General features: G+C 71.0%; 16 protein-coding genes and 1 pseudogene. 13 read left to right on the top strand and 4 right to left on the bottom strand.

The window, feature by feature from the left end; translation table 11 throughout:
• The first annotated feature begins 14 nt into the window (after window positions 1–14).
• The gene (locus MXD64_RS10805; protein ID WP_263136412.1) at window positions 15–947 is read left to right on the top strand and encodes a tyrosine recombinase XerC; all 933 of its coding nucleotides are present in this window, start codon (window positions 15–17) and stop codon (window positions 945–947) included.
• 39 nt (window positions 948–986) lie between these two features.
• Here the strand turns inward: MXD64_RS10805 and MXD64_RS10800 are convergent, their stop codons facing one another.
• A complete protein-coding gene (locus MXD64_RS10800) occupies window positions 987–1,574 on the bottom strand; it encodes a M23 family metallopeptidase (protein WP_159557915.1) in 588 nt (195 codons plus the stop codon).
• Between the two features lie 317 nt (window positions 1,575–1,891).
• Here MXD64_RS10800 and MXD64_RS10795 point away from each other — a divergent pair, with 317 nt between their 5' ends.
• The 10 genes and pseudogenes from MXD64_RS10795 (at window position 1,892) to MXD64_RS10750 (ending at window position 10,684) form a co-directional block, all read left to right on the top strand.
• The gene (locus MXD64_RS10795; RefSeq protein ID WP_042539727.1) at window positions 1,892–3,334 is read left to right on the top strand and encodes a sugar porter family MFS transporter; all 1,443 of its coding nucleotides are present in this window, start codon (window positions 1,892–1,894) and stop codon (window positions 3,332–3,334) included.
• Between the two features lie 321 nt (window positions 3,335–3,655).
• Complete coding sequence (gene rpsB, locus MXD64_RS10790; protein ID WP_017888243.1) at window positions 3,656–4,582, top strand: 30S ribosomal protein S2; 927 nt, start codon at window positions 3,656–3,658, stop codon at window positions 4,580–4,582.
• An 87-nt stretch (window positions 4,583–4,669) separates the two neighbouring features.
• A complete protein-coding gene (gene tsf / locus MXD64_RS10785) occupies window positions 4,670–5,497 on the top strand; it encodes a translation elongation factor Ts (RefSeq protein ID WP_027465873.1) in 828 nt (275 codons plus the stop codon).
• A 127-nt stretch (window positions 5,498–5,624) separates the two neighbouring features.
• Window positions 5,625–6,344, top strand: coding sequence for a UMP kinase (gene pyrH / locus MXD64_RS10780; protein WP_017888241.1), 720 nt, complete (start codon window positions 5,625–5,627; stop codon window positions 6,342–6,344).
• 47 nt (window positions 6,345–6,391) lie between these two features.
• The gene (frr, locus tag MXD64_RS10775) at window positions 6,392–6,946 is read left to right on the top strand and encodes a ribosome recycling factor (RefSeq protein WP_017888240.1); all 555 of its coding nucleotides are present in this window, start codon (window positions 6,392–6,394) and stop codon (window positions 6,944–6,946) included.
• 65 nt (window positions 6,947–7,011) lie between these two features.
• On the top strand, window positions 7,012–7,956 hold the full coding sequence (locus tag MXD64_RS10770) for a phosphatidate cytidylyltransferase (RefSeq protein WP_017888239.1): 945 nt from the start codon (window positions 7,012–7,014) through the stop codon (window positions 7,954–7,956).
• A 78-nt stretch (window positions 7,957–8,034) separates the two neighbouring features.
• Entirely contained in the window at window positions 8,035–8,583 is a 549-nt protein-coding gene (locus MXD64_RS10765; RefSeq protein WP_017888238.1) for a DivIVA domain-containing protein, read from the top strand.
• Window positions 8,584–8,730: 147 nt separating this feature from the next.
• A complete protein-coding gene (locus tag MXD64_RS10760) occupies window positions 8,731–9,624 on the top strand; it encodes a transglycosylase SLT domain-containing protein (protein WP_017888237.1) in 894 nt (297 codons plus the stop codon).
• A 12-nt stretch (window positions 9,625–9,636) separates the two neighbouring features.
• Entirely contained in the window at window positions 9,637–9,939 is a 303-nt protein-coding gene (locus tag MXD64_RS10755; protein WP_031260297.1) for a hypothetical protein, read from the top strand.
• A pseudogene (locus tag MXD64_RS10750) lies at window positions 9,936–10,684 on the top strand (alpha/beta hydrolase). Before MXD64_RS10755 ends, MXD64_RS10750 begins: the two are co-directional and overlap by 4 nt.
• A gap of 88 nt (window positions 10,685–10,772) precedes the next feature.
• Here the strand turns inward: MXD64_RS10750 and MXD64_RS10745 are convergent.
• On the bottom strand, window positions 10,773–12,614 hold the full coding sequence (locus MXD64_RS10745; protein ID WP_017888234.1) for a hypothetical protein: 1,842 nt from the start codon (window positions 12,612–12,614) through the stop codon (window positions 10,773–10,775).
• 184 nt (window positions 12,615–12,798) lie between these two features.
• Between MXD64_RS10745 and MXD64_RS10740 the strand changes: the two genes are divergently transcribed.
• Complete coding sequence (locus MXD64_RS10740; RefSeq protein WP_031260296.1) at window positions 12,799–14,541, top strand: hypothetical protein; 1,743 nt, start codon at window positions 12,799–12,801, stop codon at window positions 14,539–14,541.
• Window positions 14,538–15,548: a tetratricopeptide repeat protein gene (locus MXD64_RS10735; RefSeq protein ID WP_056068945.1), complete on the top strand. Its 1,011-nt coding sequence runs from the start codon at window positions 14,538–14,540 to the stop codon at window positions 15,546–15,548. The genes MXD64_RS10740 and MXD64_RS10735 overlap by 4 nt, the downstream gene beginning before the upstream one ends.
• A gap of 231 nt (window positions 15,549–15,779) precedes the next feature.
• On the opposite strand, the gene glgB is transcribed toward MXD64_RS10735, so the two are convergent.
• Both glgB and MXD64_RS10725 read right to left on the bottom strand, forming a co-directional pair.
• On the bottom strand, window positions 15,780–18,344 hold the full coding sequence (gene glgB, locus MXD64_RS10730) for a 1,4-alpha-glucan branching protein GlgB (RefSeq protein WP_259552736.1): 2,565 nt from the start codon (window positions 18,342–18,344) through the stop codon (window positions 15,780–15,782).
• The gene (locus MXD64_RS10725; protein ID WP_263136411.1) at window positions 18,341–20,341 is read right to left on the bottom strand and encodes an alpha-1,4-glucan--maltose-1-phosphate maltosyltransferase; all 2,001 of its coding nucleotides are present in this window, start codon (window positions 20,339–20,341) and stop codon (window positions 18,341–18,343) included. The genes glgB and MXD64_RS10725 overlap by 4 nt, the downstream gene beginning before the upstream one ends.
• Window positions 20,342–20,459: the final 118 nt, after the last annotated feature.

Here is a 20,459-nt window from a genome sequence, read left to right as displayed (position 1 = left end):
CGTACGCTGACGTCGTGGCTTCGCGGACGGACGATCGACTCGAGGCGGCGGTGCACGCCTTCCTCGGACACGCGCGGCACGCGCGGGGTCTCAGCGAGCAGACCCTCCGCGCCTACGCCAACGACCTCGAGCAGCTCGTCGCCTTCGCGGGCGGCCGCAGCGTCGACCGCGTCGCCGACGTCGAGCTGGAGCTCCTGCGTGACTGGCTGTGGGACGCCGACCAGCGGGGGCTGGCCCGGTCGACCATCGCCCGACGGTCCTCGTCCGTGCGGGCGTTCACCCGGTGGGCGAGCGAGACCGGGGTGACCCCGAAGGATGCCGGGGTCCGGCTCCGTGCGCCGAAGGGTGGAGCGCACCTGCCCCGAGTGGTGTCCGCAGACCAGGTGCGCACCCTGCTCGACGGGCTCGGTGCCCGGGCCGCGACGGACGACCCGACGGCGCTGCGGGACCTGGCCCTCGTCGAGCTCCTGTACGCGGCGGCGATCCGGGTCAGCGAACTCGTCGGGATCGACGTGACCGACGTCGATCGCGGACGCTTGACCGTGTGGGTCCTCGGCAAGGGCGGCAAGGAACGCGTGGTGCCGTTCGGCGTTCCGGCGCGGGACGCGCTCGAGGCATGGCTGGAGCGCGGACGGCCCGCCCTCGCTGCTCGGAGCGACGGCCCGGCGAGCACGGCGCTGTTCCTCGGCGACCGTGGCGCCCGACTCGGCGTCCGCAGTGCGTACCGCGTGGTGGCCCGGTTGCTCGGCGACCTGCCGGGCGAGGGCCCGAGCGGGCCGCACACGTTCCGCCACACCGCGGCGACGCACCTGCTCGACGGGGGAGCAGACCTGCGTGCGGTGCAGGAACTCCTCGGGCACGCGAGCCTGGGGACGACGCAGATCTACACGCACGTGTCTTCGGGGCGGCTGCGCGAGGTCTACCGGACGGCGCACCCGCGCGCCTGACGCTTCGCCGACGTCCCTGACGCTCGGTCGCCGGTGGACTCAGCCGGGCCACGCCGACTCGGGCAGCAGCACCGGCCACTCGGCAGGCGGCAGGTACGGCATCGGGTCGACGTAGCGACCGTCGACCCGCGCACCCAGGTGGAGGCACGGTGCCGTCGCCGGACAGTGCCCGACCGAGACGCGCCCGACTGCATCGCCCTGCACGACCTCGTCACCGGCGGCGACCAGGGGCGTCACCGAGTCGAGCGTGCTGACCAGCCCGCTGCCGTGGTCGATCGTCACGACGGTGCGGCCGCCGACCGCGCCGGCGAACGCCACGGTGCCGTCCGCCACCGCCGACGCGGTCGTCCCCAGGGCCGCGGGGACGTCGATGCCGCGGTGGCCGGCGGCGTAGTCGGAGGACGGCGCCTCCCACGCACGCTCGACCACCCGTGACCCGGTCGGCCAGGCCCAGCGGGCCTCGGCTCGGTCCGCGTCGGCCGCAGGAGTCACCGACGGCCCGGCCCCCGACGACGGCGCAGCACCGAACGTCGCCGCCCCGAACACCCCCGCATCGAACGCCGCCGTTAGGCACAGCACCGCCGCGCACACCACGGACAGCAGGACGGGACGGGAGCTCGATCGCATGTCCCCAGCCTCGGCCGTGGAACCGGCCCCGTGGCGGACACGGGGCGATCCGTGGAGGGGGAGTCGCGCCTCCAGGCCTGGGGAGGAACGACGCGACGGCCGATGCGACGGAGTCGACGTCGTCCGACAGCGACACCGTCGTTCCGCGTCGGCACGCCGACCAGTCGTCCCGATCTCGCACCCGGTTATGACCACATCCCGGGCGAGGAGTACAGTCGGGGCCGCTCCGGAACACGCAACGCCGCTCGGACGGCGAACCAGCCGACCGCCGGGGCACCGTGCTGCACACCGGCACGGCGGCAGAACCCAGGAGCATCGTGTCCACCACGACCACCGGGCACGGCGAAGACCGTGCGTTCAAGGGGAAGGTCACCCTGTTCGCCATCGCGGCGGCGGTCGGTGGCTTCCTGTTCGGCTTCGACTCGTCCGTCATCAACGGCGCCGTCGACGCGATCAAGGGTGAGTTCAACCTCTCCGACGCGGCCAGCGGCTTCGCGGTCGCCTCGGCCCTGATCGGCTGCGCGTTCGGCGCCTACTTCGCGGGCCGTCTCGCCGACCGCTACGGCCGCACCCGGATCATGTTCTGGGCCGCCGTGCTGTTCTTCGTCTCGTCGATCGGATCGGCGTTCGCGTTCGCCACGTGGGACCTCGTGGTCTGGCGTCTCGTCGGCGGTCTCGGCATCGGTACCGCCTCGGTCATCGCACCGGCGTACATCTCCGAGGTCTCCCCGAAGGCGATCCGCGGGCGGCTGGCCTCGTTCCAGCAGCTCGCGATCACGCTCGGTATCTTCGCCGCGCTCCTGTCCGACCAGCTCTTCGCCGTGACCGCGGGCAGCGCGTCGGCCGAGGTCTGGGGCCTGGCTGCCTGGCGCTGGATGTTCCTGGTCGGGGTGATCCCCTCGGTCGTCTACGGCGTCCTGGCGATCACGCTGCCGGAGTCCCCGCGGTACCTGCTCACCAAGGGGCGGGACGACGACGCGCGCGTGGTGATGGGCAAGATCGTGCCGCGCGACACCGTGAACACGAGCCTGGAGGAGATCCAGGACGGCATCAAGAAGGAAGCCAGCGAGAAGAAGGGCTCCATCCGGGGCAACCGCTTCGGGCTCCAGCCGATCGTCTGGGTGGGCATCATCCTGGCGGTGCTGCAGCAGTTCGTCGGCATCAACGTGATCTTCTACTACTCGACGACGCTCTGGCAGGCGGTCGGCTTCAAGGAGGAGGACTCGTTCCTCATCTCCACGATCACCTCGGTGGTCAACGTCGCCGTGACCTTCATCGCGATCTTCCTGGTCGACAAGGTCGGCCGCAAGCCGCTGCTGGTCGCGGGTTCCGCGGGCATGTTCGTCTCGCTCACCATGGTCGCCATCGCGTTCTCGCAGGCGACGATCGTCGACGGCAGCCCGAGCCTCCCCGGCTCGTGGGGCGTCATCGCGCTGATCTTCGCGAACCTCTTCGTGGTGTCCTTCGGCGCTACTTGGGGTCCGCTGATGTGGGTCCTGCTCGGTGAGATGTTCCCGAACCGCATCCGTGCCACGGCGCTGGGGATCGGTTCCGCCGCCAACTGGATCGCGAACTTCATCGTGACGATCTCGTTCCCGGTGCTCTCGGGCTTCAACCTCACGGTCACGTACGGCATCTACGCGCTGTTCGCGCTGCTGTCGCTCTTCTTCGTCATCGCGAAGATCCCGGAGACGAAGGGCCGCTCGCTCGAGGAGATGGGCATCTCCGCCGACGGCGACACGGTGGACGCCAAGGCCTGATCAGGACGGCCGGAGCCGCGGAGATCCGCCGGATCGACCGGACAGGAGGCCCGGATCACGTCAGCCGCGAGGCGCGCGTGATCCGGGCCTCCCTTCTGTTAGCATCTATCCAGCAGCGTGCTGATGCGCGCTGACTTCGCGTGTCCACCAGGCCCTCATCGGCTCGGTACCCGACCACCGGTCCCGCTCTCACGAGCGGGCGGTCGCGTGCCAGGACACCAGGGATCACGACCGACGGTCGCGATCGACACAACCGCAACAGGTCCGCAGCGACGTGCGAGAGCACGGCTGCGCGCCGAGAACACAGAAGGAGGACGGCACATGGCCGTCGTCACCATCCGCCAGCTGCTCGACAGCGGCGTCCACTTCGGACACCAGACCCGTCGGTGGAACCCGAAGGTGAAGCGCTTCATCCTCGCCGAGCGCTCGGGCATCCACATCATCGACCTGCAGCAGTCGCTGGCCTTCATCGACCGCGCGTACGACTTCGTCAAGGAGACGGTCGCGCACGGTGGCACGATCCTCTTCGTGGGCACCAAGAAGCAGGCCCAGGGCTCCATCGCCGAGCAGGCGACCCGCGTCGGCCAGCCGTACGTCAACCAGCGTTGGCTCGGCGGTCTGCTCACGAACTTCCAGACGGTCTCCAAGCGCCTCGCGCGCATGAAGGAGCTCGAGGAGATCGACTTCGACGACACGACGAAGGGCTTCACCAAGAAGGAGCTCCTCATCAAGAAGCGCGAGCTGGACAAGCTCCACAAGACCCTCGGTGGTATCCGCAACCTCACGCGGACCCCGAGCGCGCTCTGGATCGTCGACACCAAGAAGGAGCACCTCGCCGTCGACGAGGCGCAGAAGCTCGGTATCCCGATCATCGGCATCCTCGACACCAACTGCGACCCCGACGAGATCACGTACCCGATCCCGGGCAACGACGACGCGATCCGCTCCGTCGGTCTCCTGACCCGCATCGTCGCCGACGCCGCGGCCGAGGGCCTGAAGACCCGCCACAACGGTGGCGACGAGGACGAGGCCAGCGAGCCCCTCGCCGAGTGGGAGCAGGAGCTCCTCGGTGGCGAGACGGCAACCCCGTCCGCCGACGCCGCCCCCGAGGGTGCGACCGTCGAGGAGAACAACGCTGACGCGCAGGTCGCCGCGAAGGAGATCGGCGAGCCGATCGCTGACGAGGCGAAGAACGCGGAGCCGACGGCCGAGGCCGAGGCAGCCGCGGAGACCACCCCCGCCGAGTGAGCTGCCGGGGCGTCGGACCCACCGGGTCCGGCGCCCCGACTGCACTCCACTCTCCACACACGTACAGTCCAGAAAGGACTCCAGTCAATGGCAAACTTCACCGCTGCTGACGTGAAGAAGCTCCGCGAGGACCTCGGCGCCGGCATGATGGACGCGAAGAACGCGCTCGTCGAGGCCGACGGCGACTACGACAAGGCCGTCGAGCTGCTCCGCATCAAGGGTGCCAAGGCCGTCGCCAAGCGCGACGACCGAGCCACCTCCGAAGGCGTCGTCGTCGCGACCTCCGAGAACGGCGCCGCCACGGTCGTCGAGCTCGCGAGCGAGACCGACTTCGTCGCCAAGAACGAGAAGTTCACGACCCTCGCCGACAAGGTGCTGGGTGCGGTCGCCGCTGCCGGTGCCGCCGACGTCGCCGCCGCCAACGCTGCACCGCTGGACGGCAAGACCGTCCTCGAGGTCGTCAACGAGTCGGCTGCCGCGCTGGGCGAGAAGCTCGAGGTCCGCACGGTCCGCCGTGTCGAGGGCTCGGCCTTCGAGATCTACCTGCACAAGACCAGCCAGGACCTGCCGCCGCAGATCGCCGTCGTCATCGCGTACGAGGGTGACAACGCCGCCGAGGCGCGTTCGATCGCCCAGCACGTCGCGTTCGCGAACCCGACGTACCTGACCCGCGACGAGGTCCCGGCCGAGGCCATCGAGAAGGAGCGTGCGACCGTCGAGGCGATCACGCGCGAAGAGGGCAAGCCCGAGGCCGCCCTCCCGAAGATCGTCGAGGGTCGGGTGAACGCCTACATCAAGCAGGTGTCGCTCCTCGACCAGGACTACGCGAAGGACAACAAGATCTCCGTCGCGAAGGCCGCCGAGAACGCCGGCATCACGATCCAGGGCTTCGCCCGCGTCAAGGTCGGCGCGTAACGAACCCGTGACGGGGTCAGGAACCAACGAGGTTCCTGGCCCCGTTTTTCGCGCGCACCGACACGACACGCGCGCGACACATCCGCGAGTACATTTCCACGAGACCACGACGAAGGGTGCGGACCAGATGACCGACGAGAAGACCGGACGACGCCGCGTTCTGCTGAAGCTGTCGGGAGAGGCGTTCGGCGCCGGCTCCCTCGGGGTGAACCCCGACGTGATCGGCACCATCGCCAAGGAGATCGCCGTCGCCGCGCGCGAGGTCGAGATCGCGATCGTCGTCGGCGGAGGCAACTTCTTCCGTGGCGCCGAGCTCTCGCAGCGCGGCATGGACCGCGGACGCGCCGACTACATGGGCATGCTCGGCACGGTGATGAACGCGCTCGCGCTGCAGGACTTCCTCGAGCAGGCCGGCGCCGCGACGCGCGTGCAGTCCGCCATTGCGATGACCCAGGTCGCCGAGCCGTACATCCCGCGGCGGGCCGAGCGGCACCTCGAGAAGGGCCGGGTCGTCATCTTCGGTGCCGGCGCCGGTCTGCCGTACTTCTCCACCGACACGGTGGCGGCGCAGCGTGCGCTCGAGATCAAGGCGGACGAGGTCCTCGTCGCCAAGAACGGTGTCGACGGCGTGTACACCGCGGACCCGAAGAAGGACGCCTCGGCCGAGAAGCTGCACCACGTGACCTACCAGGACGCACTGCTCAAGGGCCTCAAGGTCGTCGACGCCACCGCGTTCTCGCTCTGCATGGACAACGGCATGCCGATGCACGTCTTCGGCATGGAGGGCGACGGCAACGTCCAGGCCGCCATCCGTGGCGAGCGCATCGGCACCGTCGTCAGCAACTGACCCCCGGCGCTGACTAGACTCGACGCCAGTACCGAAGGAGTAACACCGTGATCAGTGATGTCCTGACCGAAGCCACCGAGAAGATGGCGAAGGCTGTCGAGGTCGCCAAGGACGACTTCTCGACCGTCCGCACCGGCCGCATCAACGCGGCGCTCTTCCAGAAGATCCCGGTCGAGTACTACGGCACCCCGACGCCGCTCGCGCAGCTCGCGTCGCTGCAGACGCCCGAGGCCCGAACGCTCATCGTCACGCCGTACGACAAGTCGGCGCTCAAGGAGATCGAGCGCGCCATCGCGACGTTCCCGAACCTCGGTGCCAGCCCGACGAACGACGGCGACATCGTCCGCGTGACGATCCCCGAGCTCACCAAGGACCGCCGCAAGGAGTTCGTCAAGCTCGTGCGGACGAAGGGCGAGGACCACAAGGTCGTCATCCGCAACATCCGCCGCAAGGCCAAGGACGACCTCGACGCGCTCAAGGGTGAGATCTCCGACGACGAGATCTCGCGTGGCGACAAGGACCTCGAGGGCCTGACGAAGAAGCACGTCGACCAGATCGACGACGCGCTGAAGAAGAAGGAAGCCGAACTCCTCGAGGTCTGATGCGTCGCTCCGACCAGGGCGATGACCGCCCCACAGCAGAGCACGGGCCCGCGACGAGCGGGCCTGTGAAGAAGGGGCTCCGCCAGGACTTCGATGCGCGCGCACGTGCGGCGCGCACCGACTTCGAGGCGCAGCTCCGCCAGCGCAAGGCCGACTTCGGTGCGCGGAACGAAGCACTGACGGCGCGGACCGGGCGCAACCTGCCGGCGGCGATCGGCATCGCGCTCGCGTTCGCGGTCGTCATGCTCGGCACGCTGCTCCTGTTCACGCCGTCCTTCATGGTGGTCGCGGCGTTCCTGCTGGGCGTCGGCGTCTACGAGCTGACGAGCGCGATGCGCTTCGCCGGCCGCGACGTCCCGCGGATCCCGAGCGTCGCCGTCGCGATCGCGGTGGTGCCGGCGGCGTTCCTGTACGGGCAGGCCCCGGCGCTGTTCACGCTGCTCGGCGGCATCGTCCTGATCAGCGTCTGGCGCCTGGTCGAGGTCGCCCTCGCCCGGCAGAAGCCCCCGGCCGCCAACGTCGTCCGTGACCTGACGAACGGGCTGTTCGTCCAGGCGTACATCTCGTTGCTTGGTGCCTGCGTCGTGCTGCTCTCCGCCCAGCGGGACGGCAACCTCTGGGTGATCGGCTTCATCCTCGTGGTCGTCGCGGTCGACACCGGTGCGTACGCGACCGGCCTGAACCTCGGCAAGCACCCGATGGCACCCCGCATCAGCCCCAAGAAGACGTGGGAGGGTTTCGCCGGGTCCGTGGCGGCGAGCATCGTCGTCGGCATCCTGGTGGCCGTGTTCATGCTCGGGCTGCCCTGGTGGACCGGTGTCGTGCTGGGTGTGCTCATCTCCGGGTCGGCCACGCTCGGCGACCTGACCGAGTCGATGATCAAGCGTGACCTCGGCATCAAGGACATCTCGTCGTTCCTGCCCGGGCACGGTGGACTGCTCGACCGCATCGACAGCATCCTGCCGTCGGCCGCGGTCGCCTACGTGCTGTACCTGGTCGTCAACCACTGACCCGCCCCCGGGCCGGGCTGTACGTGGCACTCAGCGCGTCCAGGTTGTGCCACGGGTCGGGACTGGCAGAATGACGCCGTGGCCACCACCTTCCCGACCGCAGCCCGTTCCGCCCTCGGTTACGACGTCGACGAAGTCGAGCGTTTCCTCGAGGACGCCCGGCGCGCGTACTCCGCCGACGACAGTGCCCCCGGCATCGAGGCTGCGAAGATCCGTGCCACGGCGTTCTCGATGCGCAAGGGCGGCTACTCCACCTCGCACGTCGACGCCGCTCTCGAGCGGCTGGAGGACGCCTTCGCGGCGCGCGAGCGTGAGCGGGAGATGAGCGAGGTCGGCAAGAAGGCCTGGTACGCCGAGGCGCGGACGAAGGCGTCGGACGTCGTGGCACGCCTCGAGCGGCCCGACGGCCAGCGGTTCAGCCGGGTGAGCGTCCTCGGCACCGGCTACCACCCGAAGGACGTCGATGCCTTCGCCGCCCGACTCGCGGGGTACTTCCGCGAAGGCAAGCCGCTCAGTCTCACCGAGGTGCGCTCGATCGTGTTCCGCCCGAAGCACGGCGGGTACCGCGAGGCGCAGGTCGACGCGGTGCTCGACGCCGTCGTCGAAGTGATGCTCGCTGTCCGATGACGACGCGCTGTCCCCAGGTGCTTCGCTTTCCGTGATCGTTCCGTTACCCTGGTCCTACTCATGGGCAGGCACACGGCAGATTCAAGCTCCGACCGCGATACCCGCGAGCACCTCAGCCTCCAGGCTTCCGGTGAGCGCCGCGCGGCAATGCAGCGAACCCGCACGACGGAGACGTCGGCGTTCGGGGTGACCCCGCAGGCAGCGGCGACGGGGCCGGTGGCCACGCCGAAGTCGGTCGCGGCGAACCGCGTCTCGGACGAGCGTGTGGCGTCCTTCGCCCACGACGCGCTCGTCGCCGAGCAGCGTTCCCCGAAGCAGCGCACCGCGACGGTCCAGCGCCGTACGACGCCGAAGCTGGCCGAGCCAGCCCGTGTCGCGTCGGTCAACGCCGTGGCCCGCAAGCGCGCGACGGCCCCGATGCTGTCGTTCGTCGGCGTGTTCCTGTTCGTCGGCGGGTCGCTGTTCAACCCGCTGCAGGCCGACGTGGCACAGGCCGCCGTCGACACCCCGGTGCTCGTGAAGGCCCCGGCACCCCAGCAGTACACCGCACACGGCACCTACGGCGAGGCCGCTGCCGACCGCGACGGCTACGGCGTGACGGTGCCGGCCCCGAAGGTCGTGAAGCCCGTCGTCGAAGACGACGACGCCGATGCCACCGACGACGCCGCGGATGCCGCAGCCCCCGATTCCGAGCCGGTCTCGGCCGCCAACACGCTCGCGGCCACCGCCGCGACCCCCGACCCCGGCAGCGCGCAGGCGATCGCCCTGCAGCAGGTCACGGCCCGCGGCTGGGGCACTGACCAGTACAACTGCCTGGTCTCGCTCTGGAACAAGGAGTCCGGCTGGCGGGTGAACGCCTACAACCCGAGCGGTGCGTACGGCATCCCGCAGGCCCTGCCCGGCAGCAAGATGGCCACGGCCGGCGCCGACTGGCAGACGAACCCGGCGACGCAGATCACCTGGGGTCTCAACTACATCGCCGGCGTGTACGGCACCCCCTGTGGTGCGTGGGGTCACAGCCAGGCCAACAACTGGTACTGATCGGCTGCTCGGGTGCCGCGCAGCAATCGGCCGCGGCGTCCCCGTGGTCGCGACGTCGAGCCTGACGAGGAGTCCACCCTCGATCGGCTGATGAGTTCGTGGAAGCGCACCGAGGTCCGCCACGGTCGCGAGTACCAGGTGCAGCCGATCTCCGCCGCGTCGGCGCAGAAGGAGTACATCTGCCCGGGCTGCGGTGGCACCGTGTCGCCCGGCACCGCCCACGTGGTGGTCTGGCGCGCGGACGGCGTCCTGGGTGACGCCGCCGACCTGGCGTCCCGTCGGCACTGGCACAACCACTGCTGGAGCATCGCATGACCGAGCGCGACGTGACGCACGACACCGAGATCCGCTCCGCGACCGAGCTGCCCGCCCGACGCACCGAGGTCGAGCTGGTCACGGACGACCACCTGACGCTCGTCGGGGAACTGGCCGAGCCCGCCGACGCGCCTGCCCGCGGCACCATCGTCACGCTCCACCCCCTGCCGACCGCACACGGCTTCATGGACTCCCACGTGCTCAAGAAGGCCGCTGCCCGGTTGCCGGCCCTGGCCGACATCGCGGTGCTGCGGTTCAACTTCCGATCCGTCACGTCGCCGCGCGGCACGTCCGAGGGGGCTTCGGCGACGGCGTCTCCGAGGGCTTCGACCTGCGTGCCGCTGTCGCCGAGGTCGTCGACCGCGGGCTGCCGACGCCGTGGCTGGTGGGGTGGTCGTTCGGCACCGAGGTCATCCTCAAGCACGCACTCGAACACGTCGAGGCCGGCACCGTCGCCGGGGTCGTCCTGCTGTCACCGCCGCTGCACCGCACGTCGGACGCCGAGCTCGCCCGCTGGGCCGCCGTCGACGTCCCGGTCGTGGCGCTCGTGCCGGAGCACGACGACTTCCTGCAGCCCGAAGCTGCGGCCGCGCGGTTCGCGCTCGCTCCCAACGTCCGGGTGGTGCCCGTCGCGGGCGCGAAGCACCTGTGGGTGGGGGAGCGGTACGTGCGGATCGTGCTCGACGCGATCGCCGACCTCGTCGTCCCGGGCAGCGCACCGCTGCCGACCCACTGGCCGGTCTGAGCAACGCCCACGGCACGCCGTGCGCCCCGCCACCTGCTGCAGGTGGGGCGGCCTGGAGGCGCGTGTCGGGCCTCCGGGCCGGTGACCGTCAGCGCTCGGTCGCCTCCACGTCGTCGCGCTCGTCCGCAGCGGACGCTGCGGTTGGCGCCGTGCCGAGCAGGCCGGTCGCGTTCGTGAGGACCCCGCGGAGGTTCTCGAGGTAGCCCGCGACGGCCTCGCGCTCGGTGCGGATCGCCGCCAGGCGGTCCTCGGCCTCGGCGATGACACCGGCGGTGCGCTCCTCGGCGTCGGCGACCATCCGGTGCACCCGGTCTTGAGCGTCGGCGACGATGGTGCGTGCGTGCTCCTGCGCCTCGGCCGTGCTGGTGCGCTCGAGGTCGTCGGCTTCCTGCTGCAGACGCTCGGCTCGCTCACGGGCCTCGGTGGCGCGGCGCGTGGCCTCGGCGAGCTGCAGGTTCGCCTCGTCCAGGTACTTCTGCGTCTCGGTCACGGTCTCGTGGTGCTTCTGCAGGTAGTCCTGCTCGGCGTCGTCGCGGCGGGCCGCGAGTTCCGACTCGAGGGTCGTGCGGGCTTCGTCGCGTGCCCGGGCGATCTCGGCACGGACCTCGTCGCGTTCCTTCACGAGGGCGGCGCGGGCGGTGTCGATCTCCTGCTGCAGGGCGGTGCGCTCGGCTTCGAGCACCCCGAGCTCGGCGGTCCGGCGGTCGGCGATCTCGGCGTCGACCTCGGCGTGCTCGCGTTCGCGGCGGGCGGCGATGGCGTTCTCGTGCTCGCGGACGGCACGCTCGGCTGCTGCGTCGGCTTCGGCCCGCTCCTGCGCGATCCGGGCGTCGTGCTGCTCGAGTTCGCGGGCGATCCGGTCGGCGGTCTCCTGCACCAGGCGCGCGTTCTCGACGCGGGTCTGTTCCTCGTCGACGCGCAGCTGGGCGCGGGCTGCTTCGATCTCCTGCTCGAGGTCGGTGCGGGCCACGGCGAGTTCGCGCTCCCACTCGGCGCGGGCGGCCGCGAGTTCCTCGTCCAGTTCGCGGCGGCGGTCACCGATCTCGCTGTCGAGCTCGGCCCGCCGACGCGCGACCTCGGACTCGAGTTCGGCGCGACCGGTCTCGAGGGCCAGCGCGTGTGCCTGCTGCTCCTCGTCCCGTTCGCGGTGCCAGGCGGCGCGGCCCTCGGTGACCTCGCGCTCGAGGGCCTCGCGCCGGCTCGTCTCCTCGCGGTCGAGGTCCTCGGTACGGCGGGTGTGGTCGGCTTCGAAGACCGAACGGCGGTGCTCGGTCTCACGGTCGAGCTCGGCTGCGGCGGTGCGGGCGTCGGCGGACTCGCGCTGGGCGATCTCACGCAGCTCCGCGACCTCGTGCTCGACCTGGGCGCGCAGTGCGTTCGTCTCGCGGATGGCGACGGAGCGGACCTCGGCGGCCTCGGTCACCGCGGCACCGCGGATGGCGGCTGCCTCGTTGCGGGCGTCCTGCGTGAGCAGACCGGCCTCGGCGCGGGAGCGCTCGACGGTGTCGGCGGCTTCGGCGCGGGCACGGGTCAGCTCGTTGGTGGCGCGGGTGCGGGCGTCCTCGAGGGCGTCGCGCGCTTCTTCCTGCGCTTCGCGGACGGTGCGCTCAGCTTCGGCGCGGCTCGAGGCTCGGAGCCGCTGGGCGTCGATGTCGGCCTGGCTGATGAGCCGGGTCGACTGTTCCTCGGCAACACGCAGCGTGGACTCGAGGCGGGTGCCCAGACCGCTGTACGTGGGGGTGCCGGCTTCGTCCAGCTCGCCCTGCAGCTCGGACACGCGGGCCTGCAGGAGACGGATCTCCTTCGCGGCGTCGGCGCGGTCGTTGTTCGACTTGATGAGCTCGCGGCGCAGGTCGTTCAGTGAACGCTCCACCTCGTCGCGGCGGTACCCGCGCAGCTCGGTTCCGAACTCGGCCTCGTCGTTCGCCACGTGTCGCTCCTGGGTGCTCGGCGGAGGGCCCGGATCGGCCCGCGGTCGATTGTAGTGGCGGCCGGAGCGGGTCGTCTGAGTCCGGCGACAGCGCGGATTGATGCACTGTCCAGCGATGCTCGCTATCCTGAGTCGCTGATTCGCGCGCCGACATCCCCACCCCGGCGCGGTAGGGAGAGTGTTCGTGCGATTCGTCCTGGCGATCGTCAGTTTCGTCATCGGCCTGCTGCTCGTGGTGCTGGCGGTGGGGCAGCGGACCGTGTTCGCGCCGCCGTCCTCGCTCGTGGCCGAGAGCTCGACGACCAGTTCCGCCCCGGTGACGGTGATCCCGGGGACGACGCTCAACGCCAACCCCGGTTACCAGCGCATCAACGTGTCCGGCTCCGGCAAGGTGTTCGCGGCGTACGGCAAGACCGCCGACGTCGACGCCTGGATCGGTGACGCCGAGCACACCACGCTCCGCTTCGACGCCGAGAAGGGCTCGCTGGTCGGGTCGACCTCGGGCAGCGAGACGAGCGTGCCGTCGCCGAAGGGCAGCGACCTCTGGTACCAGGAGTACGACGGTGCCGGACAGTTCACCGTCCGCCTGCCCCAGGACGTCTCGGTCCTGGTCGTGAGCGACGGCAAGGCCGCCGCACCGAGCGACGTGTCCGTCACCTGGCCGCAGGACACCGCAACGCCGGCGGTCGGTCCGCTGCTCGTGGCCGGCGGCGTGTTCGTCCTCGGAGGCCTCGTGCTGCTCGTCCTCGCCTTCCTGCACCAGCGCCGTGGCCGCGGTCCCCGCCGTCGCAGCGGTGGCAGCCGTCCGCCGCGGGTACGTGCCTCGCGCCGTGCCGCCGCCGCCGGGGCGCAGGTGCCTCGCCCCGGTCGTCGTGGGACCCGCGCGTTCGTCGGCGTCCCGGTGCTGCTCGTCGGTGCCCTGACCCTGGCCGGCTGCTCGTCGGACTACTGGCCGCAGGGCGGCGACCCGTCGCTGGCCACGCCGACCCCGACGGCCACTGCCACGGGGGCGGCGGAGCCCACCGAGCCGACCGCCGCGACCAAGCAGCAGATCACCCGCATCGTGCAGCGCGCCGCGGCCGTCGCGAAGCAGGCCGACGGGGCGCGCGACCGCGACCTGGTCCGCACCCGGTTCTCCGGCGCGGCGCTCGACCTCCGGCTGGCCAACTACTCGATCCGCGGCAAGGACTCGGACGTCAAGGCGCCGCCGGCGATCTCCGCAGCGCAGGTGTGCGTCGCGCTGCCGCAGCAGACCGACACCTGGCCGCGGACGGTCTTCACGATCGTCGCCGAGGACTGTGACGCCAAGTCGGCGCCGCAGGCCCTGACCCTGGTGCAGGACAGCGCCCGTGATCCCTACAAGGTCGCGTACGACGTGTCGCTCGAGGCCGACGCGAAGATCCCGAGCCTCGCCCCGACGACCATCGGTGCGGCGCTGCTCGCGCCGGAGTCGAAGCTCCTGACCATCCAGCCGGACCAGGTCGCGACCGCCTACGGCGACATCCTGTCGAAGGACACCGCCAGCGAGTACGCCGACCTGTTCACCACCGAGGGTGACGCACTCCGCACGACCATCGGCAAGGCGTACAAGGACAAGAAGGCCAAGGCGCTGCCGGACACGGCGAAGATCGAGTACTCGTCCGAGGTCCCCGCCGACTCCGCCGTCGCCATCGCGACGGACGACGCCGGCGCCCTGGTTTCCGCCGACCTGGACGAGATCGAGAAGGTGACCCCGACCGCGTCGGGCGCCGAGGTGAACACCGAAGGTGCCGTGAAGGCACTGTCCGGCGTCGACACGAGCAAGAAGGGCATCAGCGCCACCTACAGCGTCCAGCTGCTCTTCTACGTGCCGCCGGTCGCCTCGGATGGCAAAGTGGTCCTGCTCGGGTTCACGCAGGGCCTGACCGCAGCAAGTGAGGTGCAATGAGCAACATCCCCCCGACCCCGTCCGGGCTCCGCGGAGCCGTGGACCTGTCGTCCCTCGTCGACCGCGCACAGCGGCCGCCCCAGCCGTCCGGCGCTCCGGCCCCGGCGGGTCCAGCAGGCGGTGCCGCGCCCGGTTCCGACGTCGGCACTGCGAGCGGCGCCGGCCCGACGGTCCCGTCGCTCGTCATCGACGTCACCGACGCGACGTTCCAGGACGTCCTGGAGCTGTCGAACGTCGTCCCGGTCATCGTGGACATCTGGGCCGAGTGGTGCGGGCCGTGCAAGCAGCTCTCACCGATCCTCGAGCAGCTCACCGCCGAGTACGACGGCCGCGTGGTGCTCGCCAAGGTGGACGCCGACACGAACCCGCAGCTCGTGCAGGCGTTCCAGGCGCAGTCGATCCCGACCGTCGCAGCCGTGATCGGCGGACGCCCGCTCGGGCTCTTCGTCGGCGCACTGCCCGAGGCGCAGGTCCGCGACGTCTACGAGCAGGTGCTCCAGGCCGCCGAGCAGAACGGGGTGTCCGGTCGCGTGTCCGTCGACGGCGCAGCGGCGGACGTCGACGCGGAGCAGGGCGAGCCGGAGCCGGAGCCGCTCCCGCCGCACCACCAGGCCGCGTACGACGCGATCGAGCAGGGCGACTACGCCACCGCGATCGAGGAGTACAAGACCGCCATCCTGCAGGACCCGCACGACCAGATGGCCGTCGCCGGGCTCGCGCAGGTGTCGCTGCTCGACCGGCTGAACGGCCGGACGGCCGACGAGATCCGCGCCGCTGCAGCCGCAGGCCCGCACGACGTCCAGGCGCAGCTCGCCGTCGCCGACCTCGACATCTCGGGCGGACACGTCGACGACGCCTTCGGGCGCCTGCTCGACCTCGTCCCGACCGTGTTCGGCGATGACCGTGAAGCCCTGCGCGTGCGGCTCGTCGAGTACTTCGAGCTCATCGGTTCCGAGGACCCGCGCGTGGTCGCGGCCCGCCGCCGCCTGGCGAACGCGCTGTACTAGCCCCTGCCGGGTCCGTGCGGCGCAGCAGACGCCGTCGTCACGCCGAGACGCCGCCGGATCCGGCGGCGTCTCGGCGTTTCCGCGGCGTCTCGCGGACACGACGGCGTCGCGAGGACGACGGCGTCTCGAGCAGGACCGCCCGGACCCGCAACGAGACAGACGGGAGGCCCGGTGCCAGCTGGCACCGGGCCTCCCGTCTGTCGGTCGGTCGCGTCCTGGACGCGGGCCGGGTTACCGGGCCAGCTTCAGCCAGACGGCGCCGAGCGGCGGGACCACGACGTGCGCTGAGGCCGGGCGGCCCGCCCACGGGGTGTCCTCGGCGGTGACGACGCCGAGGTTGCCGACTCCGGAGCCGCCGTACTCGGCCGCGTCGGTGTTGAGCACCTCGTGCCACTCGCCCGCGGTCGGCAGCCCGAAGCGACGCTCCACCGGGACGCCGGAGAAGTTGACGAACACCGCGACGCGGTCATCGCCGTCCTTCCGCAGGAACCCGAGGGTCGAGTGCGGTGCGTCGCCGCCCTCGAGCCACTCGAAGCCGTCGGCCGTCGAGTCGTGGGTCCAGAGCGCCGGGGAGTCCTTGTAGACGCGGTTGAGTTCGGCGACGAGGTCCTGCACGCCGCGGTGGCCGGGCTGGTCGAGGAGCCACCAGTCGAGGCCCTTCGCCTCGGACCACTCCGCGGGCTGCGCGAACTCCTGGCCCATGAAGAGCAGCTGCTTGCCGGGGTGCGCCCACATGAACGCCAGGTAGGCGCGCACGTTCGCGAGCTTCTGCCACTCGTCGCCGGGCATCTTGCCGTACAGGGAGCCCTTGCCGTGCACGACCTCGTCGTGGCTGACCGGCAGGGTGAACTGCTCGCTGAACGCGTAGACGAACGAGAACGTGATCTCGTCGTGGTGGTAGCTGCGGTAGGCGGGGTCGCGCTGCACGTATTCGAGCGAGTCGTGCATCCAGCCCATGTTCCACTTCTGCCCGAAGCCGAGCCCACCGGCGCTCGTCGGCTGGGTCACCCCCGGCCACGAGGTGCTCTCCTCCGCGATCATCACGATGCCGGGGTACCGCTTGTACGCCGTCGCGTTCGTCTCCTGCAGGAAGGCGATCGCGTCGAGGTTCTCGCGCCCACCGTGGATGTTCGGCAGCCAGTCGGTGCGGGAGTAGTCGAGGTACAGCATCGACGCCACCGCGTCGACGCGCAGACCGTCGATGTGGAACTCCTCGAGCCAGTACAGCGCGTTCGCGACCAGGAAGTTGCGGACCTGCGGCTGCCCGAAGTCGAAGACGTAGGTGCCCCAGTCGAGCTGCTCACCGCGGCGGGGGTCGGGGTGCTCGAACAGGGCGTAGCCGTCGAAGCGGCCGAGCGCCCACTCGTCCTTCGGGAAGTGCCCGGGGACCCAGTCCATGATCACGCCGATGCCCGCGGAGTGCAGGCGGTCGATCAGGTAGCGCAGGTCGTCCGGTGAACCGAAGCGTGCGGTCGGGGCGTAGTACCCGGTGACCTGGTAGCCCCACGAGCCACCGAACGGGTGCTCGGAGAGCGGCAGGAACTCCACGTGCGTGAAGCCGGTGTACTCCATGTGCCCGATGAGCTGGTCGGCGACCTCGCGGTACGACAGGCCGGGGCGCCACGAGCCGAGGTGCACCTCGTAGACGCTCATGGGGGCGTCGTGCGTGGTGGTCTGCGCACGGCGCTCCATCCACGCGGCGTCGCCCTCGGACCACGTGTACGTGGACTCGGTGATGACGGAGGCCGTCGCCGGCGCGATCTCGGCTTCGCGGGCGAACGGGTCGGCCCGCTCCACCCAGCCGGAGTCGGTGAGGATCTGGAACTTGTAGCGCTGGCCGACGACGGCACCGGGCCAGAAGAGTTCCCAGACACCGAGGTCGCTCAGACGGCGCATCGCGGTGGTGCGGCCTTCCCAGCCCTCGAAGTCCCCGATGACACGCACGGCGGTGGCGCGCGGTGCCCAGACGGCGAACGCGACCCCGTCGACCCCGTCGACCGTGCGGGCGTGTGCACCGAGGTGCTGCCAGAGCTGCTCGTCGCGGCCTTCGCCGAACAGGTGCAGGTCGAGCTCGCCGAGCGTCGGGGCGAACCGGTACGCGTCGTCGGTGGTCCAGGTGGCGTCGTCCTCGTCCGTTGACGCGTCGTAGTCGTACTCCGACTCGACGCGGTACCGACCGAGCGTGTCGGCCGTGGCGCCGGCCCAGAGCCCGTCGCCCTCGTGCGTGAGCTCGATGTCGTCGCCGTCGGGGCGGACGAGTCGCACCGCGCGGGCCAGGTGGCGGACGACGCGGACGCTCGTGCCGCCGTCGACGGGGTGCGGGCCGAGCACGTCGTGCGGCTGGGACCACCGGCCCTCGGCCACCTGCAGGCGCAGCCAGTCCTCGATCGGTGCCGGGCGCGGGTCCGTGGCGGCACCGGCAGTGCCGACGGCCGGGGCCGGGGCATCGGCCGGAGCCGGGGAGGCGGCAGCGGCGCCGGGGGCGACCAGGGCGTCGACGGACGCCGGACGGACGACCGGTGCCGAGCCTCCGGTCGGGGCCTGCGGGTCGTCCGACGACGAGGCTGCCGCCACGGACGGCTGCCGCGGGTGCGTCGGGTCGGCGGGGTGTCCGGCGAGCGTCGCGGACTCCGCCACGCCGCGGTCGGGCGCCTCGCGCTCGGCCGGAGGGGCACCGGGCAGGTCCTCGGCGGGAGCGGACACCTTCGGCTCGTAGCGCGGCACGGCCGGCGGCGGAGGCGGTACCGGCGGCACGGCCGGTCCGCGCTTCGTGGGGTCGGTCGGTTCGGGGGTCATCGGTGGGGTCCTTCCACGACGAGCAGGTGCACGGGCTCCTGGAACGTGTCCAGGCGGACGTAGTTCGACGCGCCCCAGGTCCAGCGCTGACCGGTCACGACGTCACGGACGTCGAACAGGCCCTCGGTCGGCAGACCGAGTGCGGCGAGGTCCAGGTGCACGGTGGTCTCACGGGCGGAGTGCGGGTCGACGTTGGCGACGACGATCACCGTGTCGGGCCGACCCGACCGGATGAAGTCACCCGACAGGTGCTTCGAGTAGACGACGATCGCCGGGTCGTCAGCGGCGTGCACGTGCAGGTTCCGCAGCTGTCGCAGCGCGGGGTGCGCCGCCCGGAACCGGTTGAGCATCGTGACGTACGGGGCGAGGGACGCGCCCTCGGCCTCGGCCAGCGCGAAGTCGCGCGGCTTGTACTCGTACTTCTCGTTGTCGATGTTCTCTTCGGAGCCCGGTCGTGCGACGTCCTCGAACAGCTCGTACCCGGCGTACATGCCCCACGTCGGCGCACCGGTGGCGGCGAGCGACGCACGCACCTTGTAGCCGGCTCGGCCGCCGAACTGCAGGTACTCGGTGAGGATGTCGGGGGTGTTCACGAAGAGGTTCGGGCGCAGGTAGTCGCTCGTCTCGTGCGAGAGCTCGGTGAAGTAGTCCTCGATCTCGTCCTTGGTGTTGCGCCAGGTGAAGTACGAGTACGACTGCTGGAACCCGGCTTCGGCGAGCGCGCGCATCATCGCCGGGCGGGTGAACGCCTCGGCCAGGAACACGGTGTCGGGGTGCTCGTCGCGGATCTCACGGATGACCCGTTCCCAGAACCACAGCGGCTTGGTGTGCGGGTTGTCGACGCGGAAGATGCGGATGCCGAAGGCGATCCAGTGGCGCAGGACGCGCTCGACCTCGGTGACCAGGCCCTCGGGGTCGGTGTCGAACTGGATCGGGTAGATGTCCTGGTAGCGCTTCGGCGGGTTCTCGGCGGTCGCGATGGAGCCGTCGGCGCGCTGCGTGAACCACTCCGGGTGCTGGGTGACCCAGGGGTGGTCGGGGGAGCACTGGAGCGCGAAGTCGAGCGCGACTTCCATGCCGGTGTTCTTCGCCGTCTCGACGAAGTCGCGGAAGTCGTCCTCGGTGCCGAGGTCGGGGTGGATCGCGTCGTGCCCGCCTTCGGGGGAGCCGATCGCCCAGGGGCTGCCGGGGTCGTTCGGCCCGGGCGTGAGCGTGTTGTTCGGCCCCTTGCGGGCGGTGGTGCCGATGGGGTGGATCGGCGGCAGGTAGATGACGTCGAAGCCCATCCGGGCGACGGCGGGCAGGCGGCGGGCCGCGGTGCGGAAGTCACCGCTCTTCCAGGAGCCGTCGGGGTTCTTCTTCGCGCCTTCGGAGCGGGGGAAGAACTCGTACCAGGCGCCGACGCCGGCGCGGGTGCGTTCGACGTCGAGCAGCTGGGTGGCGGAGTGCGTGCGGAGCGAGGTGAGGGGGGCTTCCTCGACCTCGGCGACGATGCGCGGGTCGTCGACGGCGGCCAGGCGTTCCGCCGGGTCGAGGTCGGTGTCGCGGACCCGTGCGGCGGCGCGTGTGGCGGCGGGGGAGCCGGTCTCGTCGGCCAGCCGGTCGAGCAGCACGGCGCCGTCGAGCAGCGTCGCCTCGGTGTCGACGCCGGCTGCGATCTTCAGGCGTGCGCCGTGCAGCCAGCTCGCCCAGTCGTCGGAGTACGACTCGACGTGCCAGGTCCAGACGCCGACGTGGTCGACCTGCACCGTGGCGTCGTAGCGGTCGGTGCCGGGGGCACCGAGGGTCATGGGGACGGTGCGTGTTCCACCGTCTGGGCGTTCGAGGACGAGGTCGGCGCCGATGATGCCGTGTCCTTCTCGGAAGACGGTCGCACCGAACGTGATCACCTCGCCGTCGAATGCCTTGCCGGGGAAGCCGTTCGGCGTCCTCGGGGCGAGCTCGGTGATCGGGATGCGCCCGATCTTCGGGCGTCGGGGTCGGTCTGCGGTGGCCACGGAAGCGACGCTACCCGGCGGGCGGCTCCGCGTTCCCCGGATTCCGCCCACTGTGGAGGGGCCGGGCGCGCCGTGGACCCTGTGGAGGACCGGACGCAAGGCCCGTGGCGGGGCCGCC

The sequence above is a fragment of the Curtobacterium sp. Arg-1 genome, from assembly GCF_025643395.1.
Taxonomy (GTDB): domain Bacteria; phylum Actinomycetota; class Actinomycetes; order Actinomycetales; family Microbacteriaceae; genus Curtobacterium; species Curtobacterium poinsettiae.
The sequence above is the reverse complement of the archived record's forward strand: the minus strand, read 5'-3'. Positions and strand labels throughout refer to the sequence as shown.

Coding starts and splice junctions, on each gene's coding strand:
- MXD64_RS10800 (WP_159557915.1), bottom strand. CDS start 1,574: ATGCGATCGAGCTCCCGTCCCGTCCTGCTGTCCGTGGTGTGCGCGGCG.
- rpsB (WP_017888243.1), top strand. CDS start 3,656: ATGGCCGTCGTCACCATCCGCCAGCTGCTCGACAGCGGCGTCCACTTC.
- tsf (WP_027465873.1), top strand. CDS start 4,670: ATGGCAAACTTCACCGCTGCTGACGTGAAGAAGCTCCGCGAGGACCTC.
- pyrH (WP_017888241.1), top strand. CDS start 5,625: ATGACCGACGAGAAGACCGGACGACGCCGCGTTCTGCTGAAGCTGTCG.
- MXD64_RS10760 (WP_017888237.1), top strand. CDS start 8,731: ATGCAGCGAACCCGCACGACGGAGACGTCGGCGTTCGGGGTGACCCCG.
- MXD64_RS10735 (WP_056068945.1), top strand. CDS start 14,538: ATGAGCAACATCCCCCCGACCCCGTCCGGGCTCCGCGGAGCCGTGGAC.
- glgB (WP_259552736.1), bottom strand. CDS start 18,344: ATGACCCCCGAACCGACCGACCCCACGAAGCGCGGACCGGCCGTGCCG.